This is a genomic window from Prevotella sp. oral taxon 313 (assembly GCF_003043935.1).
Classification (GTDB): domain Bacteria; phylum Bacteroidota; class Bacteroidia; order Bacteroidales; family Bacteroidaceae; genus Prevotella; species Prevotella jejuni.
Window position 1 is genome coordinate 2347059 of record NZ_PYXE01000001.1, and the last position, 23307, is coordinate 2370365.

The following is a 23307-nucleotide window of genomic DNA, read 5'->3' on the forward strand; positions in this document are numbered from 1 at the left end:
GAAAAAAAATATTTCCACTCACGTAAAAAAATATTTTTCTTCATGAAAAGAAATTATTTTGTTCATGAAAAGAAATAGAGATTAGGGGTGTTCAGAAATCGTTTTGCTTATAAAGTAGAGAGAACTGAATGCCAGACAACATAAATTACAATGCCATTAATCTACCGTTCTTACCATGTTTACTCAATGTATTAGTGCCTTTTGCCCAAACTATTGAAACTTGTCATGTACGGGAATAACGGTAGGATTAAAGGAATAAATTATCCCTTTGCAACTCGACAAAAGGGACAAAAAGAAACGTGCGACAGTCCAATGTACAAGACATTGGACTGCCGCACGAGGCTCATCTTTTATCTAATAAATAAAAGAGAGAAGCTTCTTCAACTATAGTTTTAGCACCATTTCATCGAAGGTATCGGGGTTGATTGACTTCAGACGGACACGTGAACGATAAGCATAAACCGTTGCCTTTGAACAACGAAGAAAAGAACAGATTAGCTCGTTCTCGTTTACTCCAAGTCGGATAAGCGCAAAGATGCGAAGATCAGTAGACAGATGACCAGGCTGTTTAGGGACTATCTGTTCCTCTGGCTTGAGTAACGCGTTGAAGTCGGACACGAAGTTAGGGAAAAGACCAAGGAAGGTCTCATCGAAACTGGCGTAGAAAGAATCCAACTCACGGTCGATCACCTCTTGTGACTTTAATGTGTTGAGCAGTTCAGTACGCTTGTTTCCAGTGACAAGGCGGTAGATCTGTTTGCGATAACTGTCTAATTTGTCGATATAATCAGAACACTGAGTAAGGAAGCGTGTGATATATTCGTCTTTAATATGATTTGATTCCTTCAACATCTCATTAGTGTTTGAGAGTCGAGCACGGATGGCACGAAGCTCTATAATACGGCGACGAATATAGATAATCATCATGAGAAGGAAGATAGATAACAGACTAATCAACACAAGAGAGACAGTAAGACGGAGTGTGCGGCTCTTTGCCTCACGTTCATGCGACTTAACAATAACAGGCCAGATGTCTGACATTGCTATCGTACGTTGGCGTGCGTTACAGAAGACAGCATCGTTCATAGCCTTATCCATATAGGCGTATGCACGTTTGGTATCGCCCTCTTCAAAGAGGATGACAGCCAACTGCTGGAGCGCAAGATACTCCTTTACCGAGTTGCGAATATCAGAGATAGACGCAGCGATAAGGTACTGTTTCTCAGCCTCAAGATTCTTTTCTTTACCGTAGATATCGGCAAGCGATATGGCAATAAAAGCCGTCTGGCGATCGCCCAGAGCGTGTTGGCGATAGGCATCGAGGAGGATTTTCTTAGCTTGCTCATACTGTTGGCGATTGACAAGTTGCTCAGCACGCGACCAAATATCGGGCGAAGCGTTGTTGTCAACGACTGAGTCGTTGCAAAGCTTCTCCATTCTCTTATATTGTCGCTTCTGCCATGAGGTCAACGAAGCGTCAGCAAGCGTACGATAGAGGGTTTTGCGGGTGGAAAAGTAATAGAATGACAACTCATTACCGATTTCTTTTCGAGGAATAGAGTTAACGATGTCGTTAGCTTCCAAGAGCTGACCACCTCGGATAAAGAGGTAGGCAAGGTTAAGTTTGGCGTCGTTGATTTTATGTTTATCCCCCATCTGTTTAGCGATTTTCTGCTTATTAAGCGCATAGACAATGGCAGAGTCGACTGAATAAGAGGTATAAAGATTGAATAGCTTATCAGAGAGTTCGTAACGAGCCTGATTGGTTCGTGCATCATGAAGTTGCTTCTTCACGCTACGGATATAGTCTTCAAACTTCTTATCATAGCGGGGGGACATGGCTATCTCATGGTCGAGATCGTCAAGAGTGAGTATTTGGTTCTGTGCCTTCGTCAGTAAAGACGTACATAACATGATACAGATGCTTACGATTATTCTCATTCGTTTCATTATCATTTGGGATATAATGTCATTGTATATAATAACGTCTTTATAAAGACTTTTAGTATGTAATAGTGCAAGTAAGTTGGTGCTTAGTATAAGAGGCATAATAAGCCACAGAGAGACGTTAGGCATCTATCGGAGTAGATAACACTCTGATGACATGGATACTTACGTTTCTCTGTGGCTTTATCATTTATTGTTTCATCTGTATCGGTAGTTACCGATAATTAAATTCATCCTAAAGTGCTTTCAAGCTGATGGCGAAACCACCTCCACGCACCTCTTGAAGCTTGAGTACATCACCCTTCTTAACAGTGCGCTTGGTAATAGTGTAGGCCTTTGGATTCTTCTCGTAATCAGCGTCCTTAGCGTCAGCATAGATGGTAGCCTCGTACTTTCTGCCCTTATCAAGGAAGTCGAGTTTGAGGATACTAAGGTGGGGTGCGATACCAGTCTTACCTCCTACAAACCAGTTGTTAGTACCTTTCGCCTTACGAGCAACGGTAACGTAGCGCGCAGGCTCGGCCTCAAGATAACGGCTGTCATCCCAGTCAACGGCTACATCCTTAATGAACTGGAAGGCATCATTATACTTCTGATAGTTCTCAGGGAGGTCGGCAGCCATCTGAAGTGGACTATACATTGTTAGATAAAGCGCAAGCTGACCTACGAGGGTTGTGTGAACATAGCTCTTATTATTGCACCATGTAGAGAGTTGAGTCTCAAGAATACCAGGGGTATAGTCCATTGGTCCACCTTGAAGACGGGTGAATGGAAGAATGACAGTATGGTTAGGATCACTTCCTCCAAATGCTTCGTATTCTGTTCCACGTGCTGACTCGTTACCGACAAGGTTTGGCCATGTACGGCAGAGGCCAGTTGGACGTGTTGCTTCATGCCCATTCACCATAATATGATGCTTAGCTGCTTCCTTAATAACATGTAGGTAGTGGTTGTTCATTGACTGTGAATAGTGATGGTCGCCACGTGGGATAATATCGCCTACATAGCCAGTCTTCACAGCATCGTAGCCATACTTATTCATCAAATTGAAGGCTTCCTCCATGTGACGCTCATAGTTCTGAGTACTTGAAGAGGTCTCGTGATGCATCATCAACTTTACGCCCTTAGAGTGAGCATACTCATTCAAGGCCTTGATATCAAAGTCCGGATAAGGAGTAACAAAGTCGAACACATAGTCCTTCCAGTGGCCGAACCAGTCTTCCCAACCGATATTCCAACCCTCAACCAATACTTGGTCTAAGCCGTTAGCAGCAGCAAAATCGATGTACTTCTTCACGTTCTCGGTGTTAGCAGGGTGATGTCCGTTAGGCTTAGCATGGGCATAATCAGTCTGACCAAGCTTCACTGAACTAAATTCATCAGTATAAGCCCAAGACTTACCACCAGCTATCATCTCCCACCAAACGCCACAGTACTTTGTAGGATGTATCCATGACGTGTCTTCAATCTTACAAGGTTCGTTGAGATTAAGGATGAGATTATTTGCAAGCATATCACGTGCATCATCGCTGACCATCACCGTACGCCATGGAGTCTCGCATGGAGTCTGCATGAAACCCTTTCGTCCTGTAGCGTCAGGAGTAAGCCATGACTCAAAGGTCATGGTTTTGTCGTCTAAATTCAGATGCATTGTAGCATAGTTAGCACATGCTGCTTCATGAATGTTAATGTAGAGTCCGTCAGCAGACTTCATCTGTAAAGAGGTCTGAACACCTGTTTCTGAGAAGACTGCAACAGATGAGTTGCTCCAGTTAACAGCGTCATGGAAACGCTTGCGGATTTCGGACAGCTTTGATTCCTGCGTCTCCTGCTCCTGCGTGTCATAGTCTCCAGGAAGCCACCATGCCGTATGGTCGCCTGCCATAGCGAACTGTGTATGTTCCTCTTTGATAACGAAGTAGTTCAGTTCTGGCTGTTGTGGGAACTCGTAACGAAGGCCCATTCCATCGTCATAGACACGGAAACGGATAACAATATTACGTTTGCTGCTTGGCTGATTGAGGTCTACTTCCAACTCATTATAATGGTTGCGAATAGTAGCAGTTTCTCCCCAAACAGGTTTCCAAGTCTCATCAAAGGTAGTGGTCTTGGTTCCTGTCTTCTCAAAACCGTCCATTAAGCTGGTTTCATCCATTCCTTTACTGGCATGCTTGTCCTTTGCCAATTCTAAACCTAAGTGTGAAGGCTTAACAACAGCCTTACCCTTATAAGTCATCTCATAGGTTGGCACGCCATTTCCCGTTAGTGAGAACGTCACAGCAACATTACCATTTGGAGACTTAACTGTCTGCGCATTCGCAATGCTTGCCCACCCCATTAAAAGCCCAATAAGGGCAATATTGGTTTTCTTCATTGTTTTGTTTAAGTATGTTGGTTATTATTTCTTTGATTAAGGATTGTAAGTTTTTAGCTTACTGATAGATGCAAAGTTAGCAAAAAAGCCTAAAAGAAAATGCAATAGTAGTGTTTAAGTAGATTTAAGAAACGATAAATACAAGATAAAGAACTTATTATCAATTATTTAATAAGTTGCTATAATTTATCTAAGTAGATAGCTTTTAATTCCACTGAAAGTATTATCTTTGCATTGAATAGCGTTTTAGTCATGAGAAAACTATTATTATATGTACTTTTGCTGTTACTCCCTACGACAACATTTGCAGGTAGTAACACTGAACAACTAGGCCAGAAATTAGACAAGCTATTGGCCCAAAGGAATTCACTTATCAATGCTAAGTACAAAGACATCAAACGGTTAAAGAAATATCTCACGGCTAATGGTAATGCTATTAACCATCTTCAAACCTACGAACAACTCTATGAAGAGTACTATGTCTTCCAGTTTGACTCTGCAATGACCTATCTTGATAAGGGTATTCAACTGTCTCGACAAATAAAGAACAGCTACTACTATAATACTAATGTTATACGAAAGGCTGAGTTACTGTCTATTGGTGGCCTTTATAGTGAGGCTGTTCACGAGATTGAACAAGTAGATACTACGCTTCTTGATAGGCCTCAACGCTTTGAATACTATTTCTCTCTCTTCCGTATATACACCTATTGGGCAGACTTCTGTAACGATAAGACATATACTCCAACATACCGAGAAAGAGCTAAGAACTACCTTAAGAAGGCTATGCCTTACTGCGATGAAACCGATAAAAGTTATGAGTATTACTGCGGTGAATACGCTGTTTTTGTCCTAAACAATCACATGAAGGCACGTGCTCATTACCTTAAAGCAATAAAGCAACTACCGTCGTCTTCACGTTACTATGCGATGGCTTGCTTTGCACTCTCGGGTAACTACGGTAGTGAAGGGGATACTGAGAAACAGGAGGAATACCTCTTATTGTCGAGTATTGGGGATATGGAGAACTGCACAATGGAGAACTTTGCACTGCAAAACCTTGCCATGTATATCTTTGAACATAATAAGGACGAACTCGACCGAGCGCAACAATACATACAGACTGCCCTTGAGGATGCCCGTTTCTATAATAACAGACTTCGTATAATAGAGATTTCAAGTAAGTTTCCTGCCATTGTTAGCAGTTATCAACAGACGCTTAACCAGCGGAATAAAGTGCAGATGACAGCCATTATTGTTATCTCACTGTTACTTCTCTTCCTGCTTTTTGCGGTCGTATATATCGTAAAACAGACCAAACGACTTAGTCTTCAACAGCAAAAGTTACAACTAAATAATAATCAACTATTCAATCTCAACACACAGCAAAAACAGCTGAATACACAACTACACGACCTTAACGCTTTGCTTGTAGACACCAATCGAAAGCGCGAAAGATTGGCGAAGTTGTATATTGACCTTTGTGCTAAATATATTGCAAGACTAAAGAAACAACAGACATTGGTCAAGAGGAAGATAAAAGCCAACCAAACTACTGAATTGCTTAGTCAGCTCTCCTCTGAGCGACTCTCAGAGGAAGACGCTGCTACATTCCTGTCTCGTTTCGACAAAGCGTTCCTTGATCTCTATCCAGACTTTACTGAAGAACTTAATAACTTACTCTTACCTGATGGCAAAATTCAGAACAAAAGCAATGATGGACTTACCACCGAGCAACGCATTATGGCCTTAATCAGATTGGGCGTAAAGGAGAGCTCTGAGATAGCCGACCTCCTTTTCTATTCTCCACAGACCATCTATAACTACCGTTCAGTACTTAAAGGGAAAGCTGTAAACAAAGAGACTTTTGAAGAAGAGGTAATGACGTTGTGTCGTGTCATTGGTAAATCGAATACCAACTAACTGAAAACAGGAGTTAAGAACAGCCTTTGCTATGTCAATAAAATTAACGAATCAAGTTAAAAACCACAAACTTTCAATAGCATAAAATAAATTAATCACTTAATAGAAATAAGTGTGCTACTTTTGTATTCATAATTAAGTCGATCAGTGATAAGTAGGTATATATTCACCAAAAAGACTATATAGAAAGTATGAAAACAAAAGGTTTTAAGTCAATGGTTGCCCTCTTGATTGGTGCAACACTCATGAGTTCATGCGTAGGGTCGTTTGCTTTGTTCAATAAACTTGCTCATTGGAATAAGCGAGCAACCAAGTCTAAGTTCGTCAATGAGATTATCTTCATCGTTCTCACACCTGCCTACGCCTTCTGTGGAGTTGCTGATGCTGTCGTTCTAAACTCTATTGAGTTCTGGACAGGCGACAATCCCGTTGCTAACCAGGTTGGAAAGACACGTAACATCAAGGGTGACGATGGCTTGATATACGCTGTTAAGTATCTTGAGAACGGTTATCAGATAACAAAACCAGACGGTAGTGTATTCTACTTCACCTACAACAAGCAGGAGAACACTTGGTACATGAATGCAGAAGGCAAAGAACAGAAGGTTATCCACTTTAACGGTGACGGTTCTGTAAAGGCTTTCCTCAATAATGGTTTGACTGCTGATGTAACGTTGGATGCCGCTGGTTTATATGAAGTACGTCAGCTGCAAGCAGGTACAAGCTACTTTATGGCAAGAAGATAAAAGTCATTCTTGCTACATTGCAATATCAAATAGGGGCACAGACGTGTCCCTATTTTTGTTTCTATAAGGAGTTTCAGCCGTCATATAAAGCGTTTTATGCAGTCTTGATAAGCATCGCTCACTTGACCAATCATTAGTGTTTTCTATGGAAATATACGACGAGAAAGCATCAATATTCTCATCGTCACCATTGGTGTTAACGCTCCGCACCAATGGTGCGGAGCGTTAACACCAATGGTGCGTAAGCCTAAACACACTCCTATCTATTCTTATAATAAACGCTACATACCATTAGAAAAGAGCCATACAATCGAAGAGAAGTATTCATTACATGATAAAGACGATTCATCCCTACCCTACTAAAAAAGGGCTTGCACAAGGTATAACACCCTTGGCAAGCCCTTTTATATTAATGTTTTGCTTACAGATCCTTACTTCAACTTCAAGTCGTAGTTCATATCCTTGGTATTTGTTGCAGGCTCCTCGAACTCGTCATTAACAAGACGGAGTGTAGAATCGTTCACAACAAGGAAGTTTGTCTTGTTGCCCTTACCCAATTCAAACTGGTAGTAAGTATTCTTCTTGCCCTTAACATCCTTCTCAATAACCTGATACTTACCGTTATAGTTATAAACAGTATCAGCCTCAGAAGCAGATTTCATATAAGCCTCAGATACGCTGAAACCGTTTGATGAATCCTTAGCCAAAGCCACACGATACTTGATACCAGCAACATCAGCAGCAGGTGTCAGGCCTTCGTAAACAGCAGAGTCGCCAGCAGCAGCAGTTGAGTCCTGTGCTGATGAGTCTGCACCCCCATTGTTTGCTGTAGTCTTGCCATTGTTACAAGCTACCATAGCTGCGCATGCAGCTACCATAAACATAATCTTTTTCATAATCATTTTAGTTTTATATGTAAACTCTAATTTAACTCTCGAGCTGCAAAGATATTGTATTTAGATTTAAAAACAAGAATGTTTTAACCTTTATTTGTTCTTATCGTGCAAGTTTTACTTTATTTTTATCGCCATAGCACGTATCCCTTGTCCACCCTGCGAGTTCGTTGCTCTAATTACAAAATGATAATCCCCTGGTTGCGCATTAGCCGGGATGTAGATGCTTTGACGGGCGTCATAGTCTTTATTACCACGTGGGATAACAAAGTCCTGATTATAATAGAACGCATTCTTCTGAGGCTCTTTCTTTGCGTCTAAGGCGCATGTCTGTCCTTGTGTTCCGTGTGTATGGTGGTCGAAGTTATTATGGATTTCAAGGTTATAACTACCTAACTCCTCATGACCAGTAATTCGATAGTGGAAATAAATACTATCTCCACGGCTATACACCTGGCAGTCTACAGGATTAGCCGTTATACCTAAATCAGTAATAACTGGTACCTCTACGCTTTCTGTTGAGCAAGACACCATCCCGAGGAGGGCTGCTACAGCTGCTAAACTAAATAGAATCTTTTTCATAATGTGTGCTTTATTACTTAATCCGTTAGGGTTAATTCTGTTTCAATACTTTGTTTTCTTATCTTTAAGATTTAACCTACTTACAAGAAGACAACACTCCCTTGTCACTCACTTTACTTGTTATGAACAAACAAGCTGAAGCACATCCCCTTATAAGTAGGTCCTCATCATTTATCAAGCATGTATCGTTTTCGTTTCTTACTTACTTAACGATAAAGTCCTCAATCTCCTCAGTAGTCTCGCGACCCTTAGTATCCTTCACCGTGAAATGGATATGATAAGTACCTGGCTTACACTCAGCAGGGATAGTAACCTCCTGTGTGAAAGTAATGTTACCACTCTTTCCTTTGTAACCATCCACGTCTATCTCATGCTCTTTATCACCATGGAACTCTATCTCGATTTCGTCAATAGGGTCCTTGGTAACGATGTTTGCAGAGAAAGTAAGCTTACCATTCGCTGTTCCAGACATAGCATTCACCTTCAAATCAGAAATCTTTGGTGCATTAGGGTCTACCACCTTCTTCTGCAAATTTACCTTCTCTACGATGGTGTTGACGCCTCCCTGTTCGTTAGTAACCTTAATTGTGCAAGTGTAGACACCCTCAGCAAGTGTTTCAGGAAGGTCGAGATGTTCGTGGAAAGTAGTGTTGAGCACTCCAGCATACTTGAGACCGTTGTAAACCCTACCCACCTTATTATTCTCATCCTTGTAGAAAGAGACGCTGACAGACTTTATCTTAGAACTTGACTGTATTTTACATTCCAAGTGGATGTCGTCGCCAATTGTGCCAACCTTGCTGTTGTCATGTCCGATCTCTATTTCGCTAAAAGTGATACCACCGTTTGCAGGAGAATCGTTATCGTCACTACATGAAGTAAGTGTCATTGCAAACACGCTCAAAAGCGCCATAGCGCCCATTAAAAGTTTCTTTTTCATTGTTTAATCTGTTTTTGATTGAAGCTTTCGCTTCGGTTTTCTATTATGTTGTTTATCTCATTTTTTACGTTGTGAAAGGATGACATGGGAGACAGTGTGTTGTTAGTCCGTCTCTCCATGTCTATCCAATCGAAGTCTCAGATTAGTGTATTTGATCAAGCAATTATATTGTTTTCGTTATTGAAGTTACTGTTCATCAGAACTCAAAGGTAGCTATCAGTGCCACGTTGCGGCCTGGCTCTGGCACATCTATGAGTCGATAGAAACTCGTGTGGTCGTAATACTTACGATTGAGGAGGTTCTCTGCGTTAAGACTCAGTCGTAACGTACGCTCACCAAAGGCAAAGTCTTTCCCCGCAGTGAGGTTCAACGTGTAGTAACCCGGCGTCGGCTTCTCTGGTGGAACTATGTTATTTTGTCTACCAGTGACGTGCATGTTCATTGCGACAAAGCCTTCATTACCTACGTTCTTACGACAGAAGGCATAACGAAGGGTAGCGTCTGCCGACCAAGGAGTACTGAACGGGAGTGTATAACCCTTCTTTTCGCCTGACAACTGTTCTGCATATAGATATTCACCCTTGAACTCTGCACTCAATGAAGGTAGTATCTTCCAGTCTGCCTGTAGCTCAAAACCACAGCGGATAACCCTACTCTGCGTGTAATAATACCATTGCAAACCTTCATAATAGTTCGGTGTCGGATTCATATAGATGTAGTTTGGGAAATAGTTGAGATAGGGGTCGAACTGAATCGTTAGTCTATCGTTTCCCCAATGAATACCAGCATCCAACTGATAGGACTCCTCCGGGTTCAGATTAGGATTACCTTTCTCATATCGGAAGATGTGATAATTAACACCATCTGTGCCCAACTCCTTTGGAATAGGTACTCGGAAGCTCTTTCCTATATTTGCTTTTAGAATCCAACCTGCCGTTGCGTAGTTGATACCTGCCGACCACGTGAGACTATTGAAAGAACGACACAGGTCCTGCGAACGTTCTTTATAAATGGTATCGGTGGCACTTACAGGTGTCTTAAACCAGTCGGTGTAACTATGGATATTCGTCCTTACGTGGTCGTAACGTACTCCAGCGTTTACAATCAGGTCTTTCTTAATTGTGTACCGGTCGAAGGCATACGCACCAAACGAGGTTGTCTCAAAGTCAGGGATGATAAAACCCCAGCCCGCACGACGGTTGTGTTGATACTCACCATTGACTCCTGCCGACAGACTATGGCGTTCGTTCAAGTCATAACGTGTCATCAGATTGGCCGTGTAAGTATCTTTCTTGAACTCACGCTCCAGTGAGTTCGGTGGCGTAGGCATGTATCCATGTGCGATAGGTTCGGTTAGTTCCTTGCGATGGTTGTTCTGATAGGCTAAATTTAACTCTAAAGCAAGCTGCCCTTCTTGGTAGACTGTATGACTCATCACCTTGAAGTGGTTCACACTCTGGTAGGGTAAGTCGATGTCTCGACGTGACTTATCATAGTCGATGCTCGACAGTCTCACCTCTAACCCATGTGCGTTAGCAAAGAAGCCGTTCTTTGTGTAGGCATCCGACAGCTTGAGCTCGGTATGGAAATTAATACCCTTATAACCCAACGTCACACTCCCATCTCGTTCAAGACCAGCCGTATTGCGAAGGAGCTTGTCCTTCAATGGGATGTCGTAAGAGAAGTACTGGATGCTATTCGTTGGCACTCTGTAATCGGCATAGTCGATAAGTGTTGTGTTAGCCTTCCAATAGAAGCCCCCTGTGATACCCTGTAAGCGAGCCGACAGACCAACTGATGCATTGTTGCTACGGCCGAAGAGCGACACAGCCCCTTGGAATTTCTTCGTCGGGATATAGTTGCTATAGAGGTTTATCACGCCACCAATGGCATCTGAACCATAGAGTAACGCTGCCGGACCCTTGACAACATCAATATGATCGATGGTAAACTGGTCTATTTCCAACCCATGGTCGTCGCCCCACTGTTGCCCTTCATGCTTGATACCATCCTCGGTTACAACCATACGATTAAATCCCAAACCACGTATCGTTGGCTTTGATTGACCCGAACCAATACTCATTGCCTTCACGCCAGGGATGCCTCTAAGGCTCTGCATCAAACTTCCTGAGAAGTTATTCTGTAGGAACTCTTTGCCAATACTTATCGTATTGACTGATGATCTCATCTGAATGTCTTTCTGTCTGTTGCCCAACACGGTCAGATCTTGCATAACAATACTACTGTCAACGCCTGCTTCAAGCGGTGCTGAAGGTGCTTTTGACGTGTGATTGTCTGCCAATGCTGTCATGCACACAGGAGAAAGAACAAAAGCTAATAAAGCCTTATTCATTTCCAAATGTTGTTGAATGTTGATAAAATTATGGGATGTCAGCCTTGTTTTATACGTGCGAAAAGGCGTGTATAACAAGACTTTTTTAGGCACATTGACGACAGAAAAGGGACTATCCTACGGGGTTCTAATTATCCTCGAAGGCTACTTTCGCCTATTACGGCCAAAGCTGACAAGGCGTAACTATCCCCTTTTAGTGTCTGTGCCAGAGCTTGTTTCTGCTTCGGAATCGGTAATAACCAATGGTTTGGACTACTCACATCAGTATCCAACACCCTCTTTGACATATAGATAATATGCCATGACAAGCAGACACAATCTCTCTTTAGAATCGTGTAGGAGGTGCCCTAAGGCTGATAACATCCACTTCTGGGCGTACATACCTCGTTACGCAAGCAAGGAAAAGGAAGTCAAGTAAAATGATAACTACGTCATTCAACTGAATGCTCGTAGCTTTCATGTAATTGAAAAAGGCAAAATGACAAATCTTACAGGTGTCTGTGTCATGGCTCTGACTGTGTTGACCAGCCGTCTTATGACCTACAGCAAGCTCAGACTCTACCTGACATACATGCACAGCCTTAACTACCATTGGTAACATAAAGAGTACCAATAGCAGCCATGCAACGAGCATCTGTCTTGTATTTCTGTTCTGCTTTGCCATTTAAAAACCTTTATAATCGCTCGACAAAGATATTTATTATTTTGGGAGAAAGCAAATAATATGTTTTTATTTTTGCTATTATTAACAGTAGAAAACGATTGCTAAACTTTCTTCTCGGGGTTGTTATGACGCTAATCAGTGCTTTTTTATGATATTACCTAAGTCTTTTTTGCCCCCTATCGGTCGACTATTAGGAGTCTCCATGGCCCTACTTTCAAATTCTTTTCATGAAGAGAAAGATTTATTTTCACGACAATAAATATTTTTTTTCATGAAGAAAAATATTTTTTTTCATGAAAAAAATTCGCTATTGACTATGGGCAGACCTCTTCAAGGGGGATATAAATAGGGTTGCATCGGCTTAATTGGTTCATATATGGGTACGTTCTGTACAGATATTCAAGTCTGTTTGTGGATGAATATATCCACTCTTCATAGCCCCCAAAGGGTTCAATCGGCATAAAAAAGGCAGGAATACACGATGTATCCCCGCCTTCCTTCATCTAAGAAAAAGCTTGTCACCAAACTATCTTGTCTCTTCCATGCTTATGGAAGGTGCTTTATTGCAGTGTAATAAGTCATATCATGGTATCGTTCAACTCTATTCACACTACTCCCATCTTTATATTCCACGAATGGAATAAACCTACTGTCAGCATCGTTAAAAGTTCCAAGAAGATTTAATCTGCTTGTTTCTATCGGCATATAATACCACCCCTTCGGGTTAAAACCATTATAAGGAGCATTAAAAGGCTTGTCCTTAGAGCGAATAAAATCCCACTCTCCTAAGTAATAATTATAGTAGAATCCATTACTGCCATTCAACAAATAGGCCACTTCAAGGCCGAAATTGTCTACTATATTATTGTTAGGATCTTTCAAGTCGATGTTCCAACCGTCTTTACAAATATACTTTGAATAGCGTACACAACCCGTAACAGCCGATGGAGTAGACACTCCTGAGCCTGTATTGATTACTTGATAGGCCTTATTCTTAGCAACTACTTCTGCATCCCCTGTGCCCGCAGCTAAACAAATAGACCTTCCTGCAGGAATTGAAGTGGTTGAGTTTCCTGGCATACCGACACTACTGCTTCCTCGACTCAACGCTTTGAGGTCGGTCAGATTAGCGACATATAATGCTTTAAAAGGTTCCACATTCCATGGGTTTGGACTCACAAGATAATAGCCTTTCAACGATACCGTCTCTCTTGAAGCGTTCGTTATCTCAATCCAACTACGCTCCCCCGTCTCAGCAGACGAGTGGTAGGTAGATGTGGTTACACAATCAGGTTGATATGGTTATACCGTATAGAAAGACGCAGTTACACTATCTGTTTCATGCGGTTATACCATTAGATAGATCAGATTACACCATCAAGTAGATACGATTATACTACTAAATAGATGTCATTACACCATCAGGTTGATACGACTATACCATTAGATAGATGCGGATTCACTATCAGATTTATGCGGTTACATCGTAGGTAAACATTGTATGCACAGTCATTAGAAACAAGGTTTGCGTACTGTGCATCTTAAACAAAGGTGAGTATAATTCCCCCACAAGCCACTGTAGGCCTGCAGGGGACTATAATTTAATTACGAATAAAGTTTATTCGTGGTTCCCAAAATCATTGTTCTCACGACGTGGACGACGCTCGCCATCACGACGATCACCCTCACGACGTGGACGACGGTCGCCTCTTGGACGGCGTTGTGGCTCAACATAACCCTCTGGTTTGTCGAGTAACACACGACGAGAAAGCTTATACTTACCAGTCTTAGGATCGATCTCAAGGAGCTTAACCTTAATCTTATCGCCCTCCTTAATACCAGCTTCTTCAACAGTCTCAAGGCGCTTCCAGTCGATTTCTGAGATGTGTAACAAGCCGTCTTTACCTGGGAGTATCTCTACGAAGCAGCCGTATGGCATGATAGAACGTACTACACCCTCATAGACCTCACCAATCTCAGGAACAGCAACGATAGCCTTAATCTTACCGAGAGCAGCGTCGATAGAGTCCTTGTTTGGCGCAGACACCTGTACCTTACCTACTCCTTCTGTCTCTTCAATAGTGATAGTAGCACCCGTCTCTTCCTGCATCTGCTGAATAATCTTGCCTCCAGGGCCAATGACAGCACCGATGAACTCCTTCGGAATCTCCAACTGTACGATACGAGGAACCTGTGGTTTCATCTCTGCACGTGGCTCGGCAATTGTCTCAGTCATGATGTTAAGGATGTGCTCACGAGCTGCCTTAGCTTGCATAAGCGCCTTCTCAAGAATCTCGAATGACAATCCGTCACACTTGATATCCATCTGAGTTGCAGTCAAACCATCCTTTGTACCAGTTGTCTTAAAGTCCATATCACCCAAGTGATCTTCGTCTCCAAGGATGTCACTCAACACTGCATACTTGTCTTCACCAGGGTTTTTAATAAGTCCCATAGCGATACCTGAGACTGGTTTCTTCATTGGAACGCCTGCATCCATCAGTGCAAGTGTACCCGCACATACGGTTGCCATGGATGAAGAACCATTTGATTCGAGGATTTGACTAACCAAACGAACAGTGTAAGGGAAGTCCTCTGGGATCTGACCCTTTAGTCCTCTCCATGCAAGATGACCATGCCCAATCTCTCGACGACCAACTCCTCGCTGCGCCTTAGCCTCACCTGTACAGAAAGGAGGGAAATTATAGTGAAGAAGGAAACGTTGGTAGCTCTTCTCCAAGACGTTATCAACCATCTTTTCATCCATCTTTGTACCGAGAGTACAGGTAGAGAGAGACATTGTTTCACCACGTTGAAAGAGCGAACTTCCGTGTGGCATTGGTAGAGTATCTACCTCGCACCATATAGGACGTATCTCATCTGTTGCACGACCGTCCATGCGCTTGCCTGTATCAAGTACGCTACGGCGCATAGAGTCACGCTGAACATCAGCAAAGTAACGGTCGATAAGTGTGTGTTTTTCTTCGAGGTCGTCTTCTGAAAGGTCTGTGTGAGCTGCATCATAAGCCTCAGTAAATTCAGACTTAATCTTATCGTAAGTCTCTTCACGGTGCTTCTTATCATCGTCACCACTCTGAGCCTGTGCGTAGCAAGCATCGTATGTAGCCTTGCGAAGCTCTTCACGGAGCTCTTCATCATTGACTTCATCTTCGTATGCACGCTTAACATCTGTTCCGCAAGCCTTTGACAGCTCCTCTTGCATCTCACACATTGGTTTGATAGCATCGTGTGCAGCCTTCAAGGCACCGATGAGATCCTGTTCAGAAACCTCATCCATCTCACCTTCAACCATCATGATATTGTCCTTGGTAGCGCCTACCATGAGGTCCATATCAGCCTCCTTCATCTGCTCGAAGGTTGGGTTAATAACGTACTCGCCGTTAACTCGTGCAACGCGAACCTCTGATGTAGTATGCTCGATAGGGATGTCTGAAGCAGCAAGAGCTGCTGAAGCTGCCAATCCAGCAAGTGCATCAGGCTGATCGACGCCGTCAGCTGACAGCAACATTACCTGTACATAAACTTCACAGTGGTAATCTGATGGGAAAAGTGGACGAAGAACACGGTCCACAAGGCGTGATGTAAGGATTTCGTCGTCATTGGCTTTGCCTTCGCGCTTGGTGAAACCACCAGGGAAACGACCTGCGGCAGCATACTGCTCGCGATAATCAACTTGCAAAGGCATGAAGTCTGTGCCCGGAACTGCCTCTTTAGCTGCACAAACAGTGGCGAGAAGTACGGTGTTACCCATGCGGAGTACCGCTGCTCCATCAGCCTGCTTTGCAACCTTTCCGGTTTCAATTGAGATGGTTCTCCCATCTGGCAACTGAACTGTTTTCGTAATTACGTTCATCTAAAAATTATAACTTATTGTTTTGACCAACATCTTTGGGAACCAAAAGCGGCAACAATGCGCAAGGTTCTAAAGTCTTGATGTTACCTTCTCACGCGTCCCGAAAAAAATTAATCCGTGCAAATTTACCTATTATATATGTAACACACAAATAAATAACCATATTTTTTGCGGTGCTAATTATCAGATGTTAAATCGCTTTTCACTATAGGCTCTCAGCTCAAACACGACCTTTTTGATTTTAGGTGATAGTTTTCTACTTTCAAGGCAATTGTCGGACCGATGCTAAAGTAGGGTCTTTCATGGTACAGAAATCGTCGTTTTCATCGTAAGAAATCTATGTTAATGAATTATGACAACCTTACTCTCTCGAATTATTTTCATGAAAAAAAATATTTTTATTCATGAAGAAAAATATTTCTTATCGTGAAAATAAATATTTTTGTTCATGAAAAGAATTTGAAATTATCGGTCAATTGGTAACGAACGAAAGGTGTTAACCGGCCGTCTCGAGCGATAATAAACAATGAAGAAACGCCTCTCAGCAGTAGTATTCACTCCCCTCTCCTATCAAGAAGAAACCAAGGCAGGGCCTTACCTTAGCCTAAAAATAAAAAGGCTTCGCATCCCTGCGAAGCCTTTCGTTTAACATCAATCTTACTCACGTAAGTTTTGTGTCCTTGTACTAACTCAAATAATTAACTTTAATAACGACTATTTTCTATTTGACAACGCAAAGTTACAAAAAAAACACATAAATAAAATGAGATTTAGAAATAATCATTAATACTTTTAGACTTTATAACAGAAAGCGCAGTTTGGCGTATTTTTTTAATAGGTTTTGACACAACTATTTCTTCTCTTAGCCTTATTTTTAATAGTGTTCACGGTCTTTTCCTTGCTCTTACACCAACTATTTGCCCCATAACCTTGATTTATAATCAGTTTTATTTGTCCATATCAACATCTTGCCGTACCTTTGCAACCAATAAAAAGGTAACATACCACCTGAGAGTCTGCGTACTGACTGGTTGAAGCCCGTCGCAGGCAAGTGTCTTTTTAGTGGGTTCGTTTGGTGGTGATCTTACCTTTATATAGGATAATAAATAATAAACAAACGAATTTGAAGACATTTGAAGAGTTAGGTGTGAGCGAAGAGATTCGTCGCGCCATTGGTGAGCTTGGATTTGAACATCCAATGCCTGTACAAGAAGAAGTAATCCCTTATTTACTTGGTAATCGTAACGACGTCATCGCACTGGCACAGACTGGTACGGGTAAGACGGCTGCCTTCGGTCTTCCTCTGCTGCAACGCATTGACACAAGCAGCAAGGATACGCAGGCGATAGTGCTTAGTCCTACACGTGAACTGTGTTTGCAGATTGCTGATGACCTAAAGGAGTTTAGCAAGTATATCCCTCATCTACACATCGCAGCGGTTTATGGCGGTGCATCTATCGATACACAGATTCGCCAGTTGCGCCATGGTGTACAAATAATCGTGGCTACGCCGGGTCGTCTGATTGACCTTATGCACCGTGGAAAAGCTCGTCTTGATAATGTGAGAAACGTTGTCTTGGATGAAGCCGACGAAATGCTTAACATGGGTTTCCAAGAGAGTATCACCGAGATATTGACTGGTGTGCCTGAAGACCGTAATACACTGCTATTCTCTGCCACGATGAGTCGTGAAGTAGAACGGGTTGCAAAGGGTTATCTACACGACTATAAAGAGATTGTAGTGGGTAGCCGCAACGAGGGAGCCGAGAGTGTTAACCATATTTATTATATGGTGAATGCACGCGACAAGTATCTTGCCTTGAAACGACTGGTAGACTTCTACCCAAAGATATATGCGATAGTTTTCTGCCGCACAAAGCTTGAGACGCAAGAAATTGCTGATAAGTTGATTAAGGACGGATACAATGCTGAAGCCTTGCATGGCGACCTCTCACAGCAGCAACGTGACCTTACGATGCAGAAGTTCCGCTCACATCTCACACAGATTCTCGTCGCTACAGACGTTGCAGCACGTGGATTGGATGTGAACGACTTGACACACGTTATCAACTATGGGCTACCTGATGATATAGAGAACTATACTCACCGCTCTGGCCGTACAGGTCGTGCAGGAAAGAAGGGTACTTCTATCTCGATTATTCACTCACGTGAGAAGTATAAGGTACGTAATATTGAACGCGAAATCAGTAAGGAATTTGTTGACGGAACACTGCCTTCACCAGAGGAAATCTGTAAGAAGCAGCTGTTTAAGACAATGGATGACATCCTGAAGACAGACGTCGATGAGGACCAGATTGCCCCTTACATGAAGGATATCAACCGCCAATTCGAGTATATCGATAAGGAGGTTGTCATCAAGAAGATTGTTTCTGCAACCTTCGGTCGTTTCCTTGACTATTATAAGAATGCTCAGGAGATTGAGAAGCCATCATCACGTAGTGCACGTGAAGATAGCCGTGGCGCAAGAGGTGAAGGCAGAGGAAGCCGCAGCCGTGGTCCACGCAAGCCGGAGAGTGGTTATAAGCGACTCTTTATCAACTTAGGTAAGGCAGATGGTTTCTATCCGGGCGAGGTGATGCAGTTCATCAATAAGAATGTGCATGGTAAGCAGGCTGTAGGACATATCGACCTCCTTGCTAAGCAGAGCTACATCGAAGTACCAGAGCAGGACGCACAGAAGGTGATGCAATCGCTGGACGGTGCTACCTATAAAGGTCGTAAGGTACGTTGTAACGATGCTGAAGAGGGTGGTCACGGACGCTCGGCTGGTGGTCGCTCGGCCAACAGCAATGGTCGTCCTGCAGGCGGTCGTGGTGGTTACGGCAGCCGCGGAGAAGGTCGTCAGGACGCTCGTGAGCGTAGAGGACGTGGTCGTCGACAGAATGATGACAATGCTTTTGGCGCACAGTATAAGTTCAAGAAAGATGATTGGAAGGAACTTATGAAAGGTGCACCAGCTAAGCTAAAGGGCGACGAACCCGATTTCTCTGAAGAAGGATGGGCCAGACGCAGACCAAAGAAATAGGGAGCTATACTACAGCTCAGTCTGAAAGGATGGAGGACTTAGCGTATAAAGGTGAGGAGTAAACTGATAGTAAACACCTCATCTACTGCATTTTATCCTTCAGAGTGGCTTAAAGAGCTATCAAAAAAGCCCCATAGCATCGATGCTATGGGGCTTTTTATATATTAAGACAGACCCTTACTGTGGATTAATCTCGTTCAGCAAACGATCAGCGTGACCCCACTTATCCATTAAGTAGAGTACATAACGAATGTCAACACCAATACAACGTGCGAGCTTGCGATCGAAGTTGATATCGCTTGAAAGGCTATCCCAGTTACCGTCGAAAGCAAGACCAATAAGGCGACCCTTACCATCGAACATTGGAGAACCTGAGTTACCACCAGTGATATCATTGTTAGTAAGGAAGCAAAGCTGCATCTTTCCTGTTGTCTTATCAGCATAACGGCCGAAGTCCTTAGCACTCATAAGCTCCATCATGACGGGCTCTACCTTGTAATCCTCAAGCTTCTTGCCCTTCTTCATCTTCTCTACAATACTCTCAGCGGCCGTGTAATAGTTGCTATCAAAGCCTCCAAGCATATAGCCACCCACCTGTCCATAAGACAAGCGCATGGTGAAGTTGGCATCACTATAGTGTGGCATATCCATCTCCATCTGCACCTTTGCCTCGCAGAGCTTCTTCTCCTCGTTGGCAATAGCATCTTCCTTCGTGGCATAATCAGCTAATACTTTCTGATACACCATTACGAGCTGCACTCCAAGTAAGATACCTGGGTCTTCAAGAGTCTTCTCATCATTATAGAACTTATGCCCTTTAACGAGTAACATACTCTTTGAATAAAGCCAGTCAACATACTTCTTATAATTATTGCCAAACTTAGTCTTGATTTCATTATACGCCTCTGGGAGATACTGGGCAGGCACATGTTCGGCATAATTCTTCAACATTGCGGCTGTCATCTCCTTGTCAAGAGCTAAGTTCCAATCGTTACTATTGTCCTTAAACAGTATGTACTGTCCCTTAGGATCGTTCTCTGGCCCCTGTGGTTCGATAGCTCCACGAGTAATATCAAAGGCCCTCTGTATAAACTCAGACACCTTCCAGAAAGACTCTCTCCAATAAGCTTGAACCAAGGCAGGCTCGTTACTTTCTTTATAAAGCCTACTCAATTTAGCAAAGTCGACATCTACAGAAGGGTCTTTGACCTTCTTCTCGTCTAACCACCTTTGTATCTTAGCCTCGTATTCAGCCTTTTGACGAATCAAACCAATGGAGTCTATGCACTTATTCATACCCATTGAGTTCTTCCAATAGTTCGCTGCTCCAACGTACTTGTCCTCATATTGGATACGAGTCTTCTCACTCTTGTCCATATAACGCTTTAGGATAGCAAGCTTAATACCACGTGCTTGCACCTGAACAGCGTTGTTTATGTCTCTACGTTGCTGTATACCGTATGAAGAAAGATACCGATTAGTAGAGCCCGGATAGCCTATTGTCATCGCAAAGTCCTTGTCCTTATAGCCTTCAAGACTTACTGGTGCCCAGTTAGCAGGCTTATATGGCACATTATCCTTTGAGTAAGCAGCTGGTCCATTAGTCTTTGGATCAGCATAGATACGGAACACTGAGAAGTCACTTGTCTGTCTTGGCCACATCCAATTGTCCGTCTCTCCACCGAACTTACCCATGCTCTTGGGAACAGTAAAGACCAGTCTCACATCAGGAAAATCCTGATATGTAGTTGCATAGTACTTGTTTCCCTCATAGAAAGGGTCTATACTGATATGCAGGGTCTTGTCGATAGCCTTAATAGAGTCGGTCAGATGGTTGGTAAGAGAGTCTATGATAGCCTCGGTCTGTTCGCTGTTCTTCCCTGCAACAAGCTTACTCACGCGAGCCGTAATATCCTCCTGTTTCTTCATGAAGGATACAAACAAGTCTTTATTTGGGAGTTCCTCAGCATAGGTCTTGGCGTAGAAACCATTCTTCATATAGTCATGTTCTACGGTGGAATGGGCATTAATTGCACTAAATCCACAATGGTGATTGGTGAAGACCAGACCATTCGGAGAAACAACAACGCCTGAGCAATAGCCAGAGAAATTAATAACTGAATTGCTGATAGCGTTTGGAGCGCCATAAAGCATAGCCTGTGGCAACTGGAAACCCTCAGCTACCATTTGTTCATAGACGGCCTCTGGCAAGTTATAGAGCGTCCACATACCTTCATCAGCATGCATAGCTGTACTACCCAATGCGAGAAGTCCGGCAATAAGTAATGTCGATTTCTTCATATTGATACTATTAATTAATTGATACTTACTTGTTTTCTACTTGTGTATAAAGGGTTAACAAAAGTCTACAGGGAGCATAGAGAGGGTGCGCCTACTTATCTTTAACGCTCTATAAGACGATCCTTTATAGTCTTACAAACCCTCTTCTCCCACAACATCTCTTATTTCTTACCAAATCGTTTACGCAGTTGTTGCAGCGGGAAGTCATGGTATAAGACATGAGCAATGAATAGGATAATAACCAAAGTATTAATTCCTAAAGCCGCAGCAACAGACAGGTTGGCATTAGTATAGCTAATAATAGCAAAGAAGAGACCACCTATAAGGACATAGACCCCAATACTCTTTAATGGATAATCTATCGGATACTTACGTTGACCGACGATATAAGACAGCACCATAGCCGTAGCGTTACCCAAGAAACCTGCCCATGCACAGGCGATATAACCGTATTTTGGTACGAAAATCACGTTGATTCCGATGATTACAGCACATCCGATGCCTGAGAAATAGGCACCCCAAATCGTCTTATCAATGAGTTTATACCAGAAACTAAGGTTGAAGTAAACACCTGTCATGATACCTCCTGCCATCACGATAGGCACAACTTTCAATCCTACCCAGTAGTCACGCCCAATGATATGACGCAGAACATCCATATAGCCCATCACCACCAAGAAAGCTAAAAGCGTAAAGATGATAAAGAACTTCATAGCTCTTGCATACGTCTCCTTATTGTCCTTGTCGCGAGCCTTACCAAAGACGAATGGTTCATAAGCATAGCGAAAGGCCTGCGTAATCATCGACATGATCATAGCTATCTTACTTGCAGCCCCAAAGATACCCAACTGTGTATGCGCATCGCTATTCTTATAGACGTATGGGAAGATGATATAACCTGCCGTTTGATTAAGAATACCAGCAATACCAAGGATGAGGATAGGCCAAGAATAGGATAGCATCTTCTTCGCCAAAGGCATATCAAGGAGCTTACCACCGGCAAAGAAGCCATCTTTCAACTCTCTCCAAAAGCAGAAAGTGATAGTTCCTGTACAAACAAGGTTGATGTAGAAGGCATAACCTACATCATGTCCGCCTAAGAAGAGATAGTAAACAAGGTTCAAGATGATATTCAACGCAATGAATAACAGTTTGAAGGCAGCAAACTTAATAGGGCGCTTCTTATATCTTAGATAGGCGAAAGGAATAGCCTGAAAAGCGTCTATCGCAACCGTGATAGCCATCACCCACACATACGAAGGATGTTCTGAATAGCCCATAAAGTCACAGATAGGCTGTAAGAAAACAAAGACCATCGCTATAAACAGCAGTGATGACAATCCTACTAAAGACAGAGTAGTTGAGTAAACCTTCTGTGGGTCTTGGTCAGTCTTGTTGGCATAACGGAAGAAAGTAGTCTCCATTCCATACGTCAGAACTACCAACAGCAAGGCTGTATAGGCATAGATGTTTGTTATAACACCATATCCACCGCTCGCAGCACTAATCTTTGCTGTATAGAGGGGTACGAGAAGATAGTTTAAGAACCTTCCGATAATACTGCTAAAGCCATAGATAGCAGTGTCTTTTGCCAGTGATTTTAAATTTGCCATTGTCGTTTTGTAGTTTAGCTTATTTGCCCTATTAGGCTAATAAGGCTTATA

General features: G+C 42.7%; 15 protein-coding genes. 4 read left to right on the forward strand and 11 right to left on the reverse strand.

Annotated features, from left to right (window positions below; all coding sequences use genetic code 11):
- Positions 1–384 precede the first annotated feature (384 nt).
- Entirely contained in the window at positions 385–1941 is a 1557-nt protein-coding gene (locus tag AXF23_RS09195; protein WP_042855983.1) for a DUF6377 domain-containing protein, read from the reverse strand.
- Positions 1942–2182: 241 nt separating this feature from the next.
- Positions 2183–4321: a glycoside hydrolase family 97 protein gene (locus tag AXF23_RS09200; protein WP_107625094.1), complete on the reverse strand. Its 2139-nt coding sequence runs from the start codon at positions 4319–4321 to the stop codon at positions 2183–2185.
- A gap of 252 nt (positions 4322–4573) precedes the next feature.
- Between AXF23_RS09200 and AXF23_RS09205 the strand changes: the two genes are divergently transcribed.
- The gene (locus AXF23_RS09205; protein WP_107625095.1) at positions 4574–6244 is read left to right on the forward strand and encodes a DUF6377 domain-containing protein; all 1671 of its coding nucleotides are present in this window, start codon (positions 4574–4576) and stop codon (positions 6242–6244) included.
- A gap of 191 nt (positions 6245–6435) precedes the next feature.
- Positions 6436–6990 carry a DUF3332 domain-containing protein gene (locus tag AXF23_RS09210; protein WP_107625096.1) on the forward strand — a complete coding sequence of 185 codons (555 nt, stop codon included), beginning with the start codon at positions 6436–6438 and terminating at the stop codon, positions 6988–6990.
- Positions 6991–7421: 431 nt separating this feature from the next.
- Here AXF23_RS09210 and AXF23_RS09215 read toward each other — a convergent pair whose 3' ends face one another.
- From AXF23_RS09215 to pnp, 7 genes are all read right to left on the reverse strand, one after another.
- Entirely contained in the window at positions 7422–7886 is a 465-nt protein-coding gene (locus AXF23_RS09215; RefSeq protein ID WP_009011014.1) for a copper resistance protein NlpE N-terminal domain-containing protein, read from the reverse strand.
- A gap of 114 nt (positions 7887–8000) precedes the next feature.
- Positions 8001–8465 carry a DUF4625 domain-containing protein gene (locus AXF23_RS09220; RefSeq protein WP_107625097.1) on the reverse strand — a complete coding sequence of 155 codons (465 nt, stop codon included), beginning with the start codon at positions 8463–8465 and terminating at the stop codon, positions 8001–8003.
- Between the two features lie 202 nt (positions 8466–8667).
- Entirely contained in the window at positions 8668–9405 is a 738-nt protein-coding gene (locus AXF23_RS09225) for a DUF4625 domain-containing protein (RefSeq protein WP_107625098.1), read from the reverse strand.
- Between the two features lie 196 nt (positions 9406–9601).
- Positions 9602–11758: a TonB-dependent receptor gene (locus AXF23_RS09230; protein ID WP_107625099.1), complete on the reverse strand. Its 2157-nt coding sequence runs from the start codon at positions 11756–11758 to the stop codon at positions 9602–9604.
- Between the two features lie 325 nt (positions 11759–12083).
- Positions 12084–12422 (reverse strand): hypothetical protein, encoded by a 339-nt coding sequence (locus tag AXF23_RS09235; protein ID WP_107625100.1) that lies wholly within the window; start codon positions 12420–12422, stop codon positions 12084–12086.
- A gap of 546 nt (positions 12423–12968) precedes the next feature.
- Positions 12969–13580, reverse strand: a complete 612-nt coding sequence (locus AXF23_RS09240; RefSeq protein ID WP_233251270.1) for a hypothetical protein — start codon at positions 13578–13580, stop codon at positions 12969–12971.
- 460 nt (positions 13581–14040) lie between these two features.
- Complete coding sequence (gene pnp, locus AXF23_RS09245; RefSeq protein WP_009011020.1) at positions 14041–16296, reverse strand: polyribonucleotide nucleotidyltransferase; 2256 nt, start codon at positions 16294–16296, stop codon at positions 14041–14043.
- 526 nt (positions 16297–16822) lie between these two features.
- On the opposite strand from pnp, the gene AXF23_RS16475 reads away from it, so the two are divergent.
- Both AXF23_RS16475 and AXF23_RS09250 read left to right on the forward strand, forming a co-directional pair.
- Entirely contained in the window at positions 16823–16945 is a 123-nt protein-coding gene (locus tag AXF23_RS16475) for a hypothetical protein (protein ID WP_254919360.1), read from the forward strand.
- 474 nt (positions 16946–17419) lie between these two features.
- Positions 17420–19342 (forward strand): DEAD/DEAH box helicase, encoded by a 1923-nt coding sequence (locus AXF23_RS09250; RefSeq protein WP_107625101.1) that lies wholly within the window; start codon positions 17420–17422, stop codon positions 19340–19342.
- Between the two features lie 177 nt (positions 19343–19519).
- On the opposite strand, the gene AXF23_RS09255 is transcribed toward AXF23_RS09250, so the two are convergent.
- Together AXF23_RS09255 and AXF23_RS09260 are read right to left on the reverse strand one after the other, a co-directional pair.
- The gene (locus AXF23_RS09255) at positions 19520–21643 is read right to left on the reverse strand and encodes a S46 family peptidase (protein WP_107625102.1); all 2124 of its coding nucleotides are present in this window, start codon (positions 21641–21643) and stop codon (positions 19520–19522) included.
- 161 nt (positions 21644–21804) lie between these two features.
- Complete coding sequence (locus AXF23_RS09260; protein WP_107625103.1) at positions 21805–23256, reverse strand: oligosaccharide flippase family protein; 1452 nt, start codon at positions 23254–23256, stop codon at positions 21805–21807.
- Between the last annotated feature and the right edge of the window lie 51 nt (positions 23257–23307).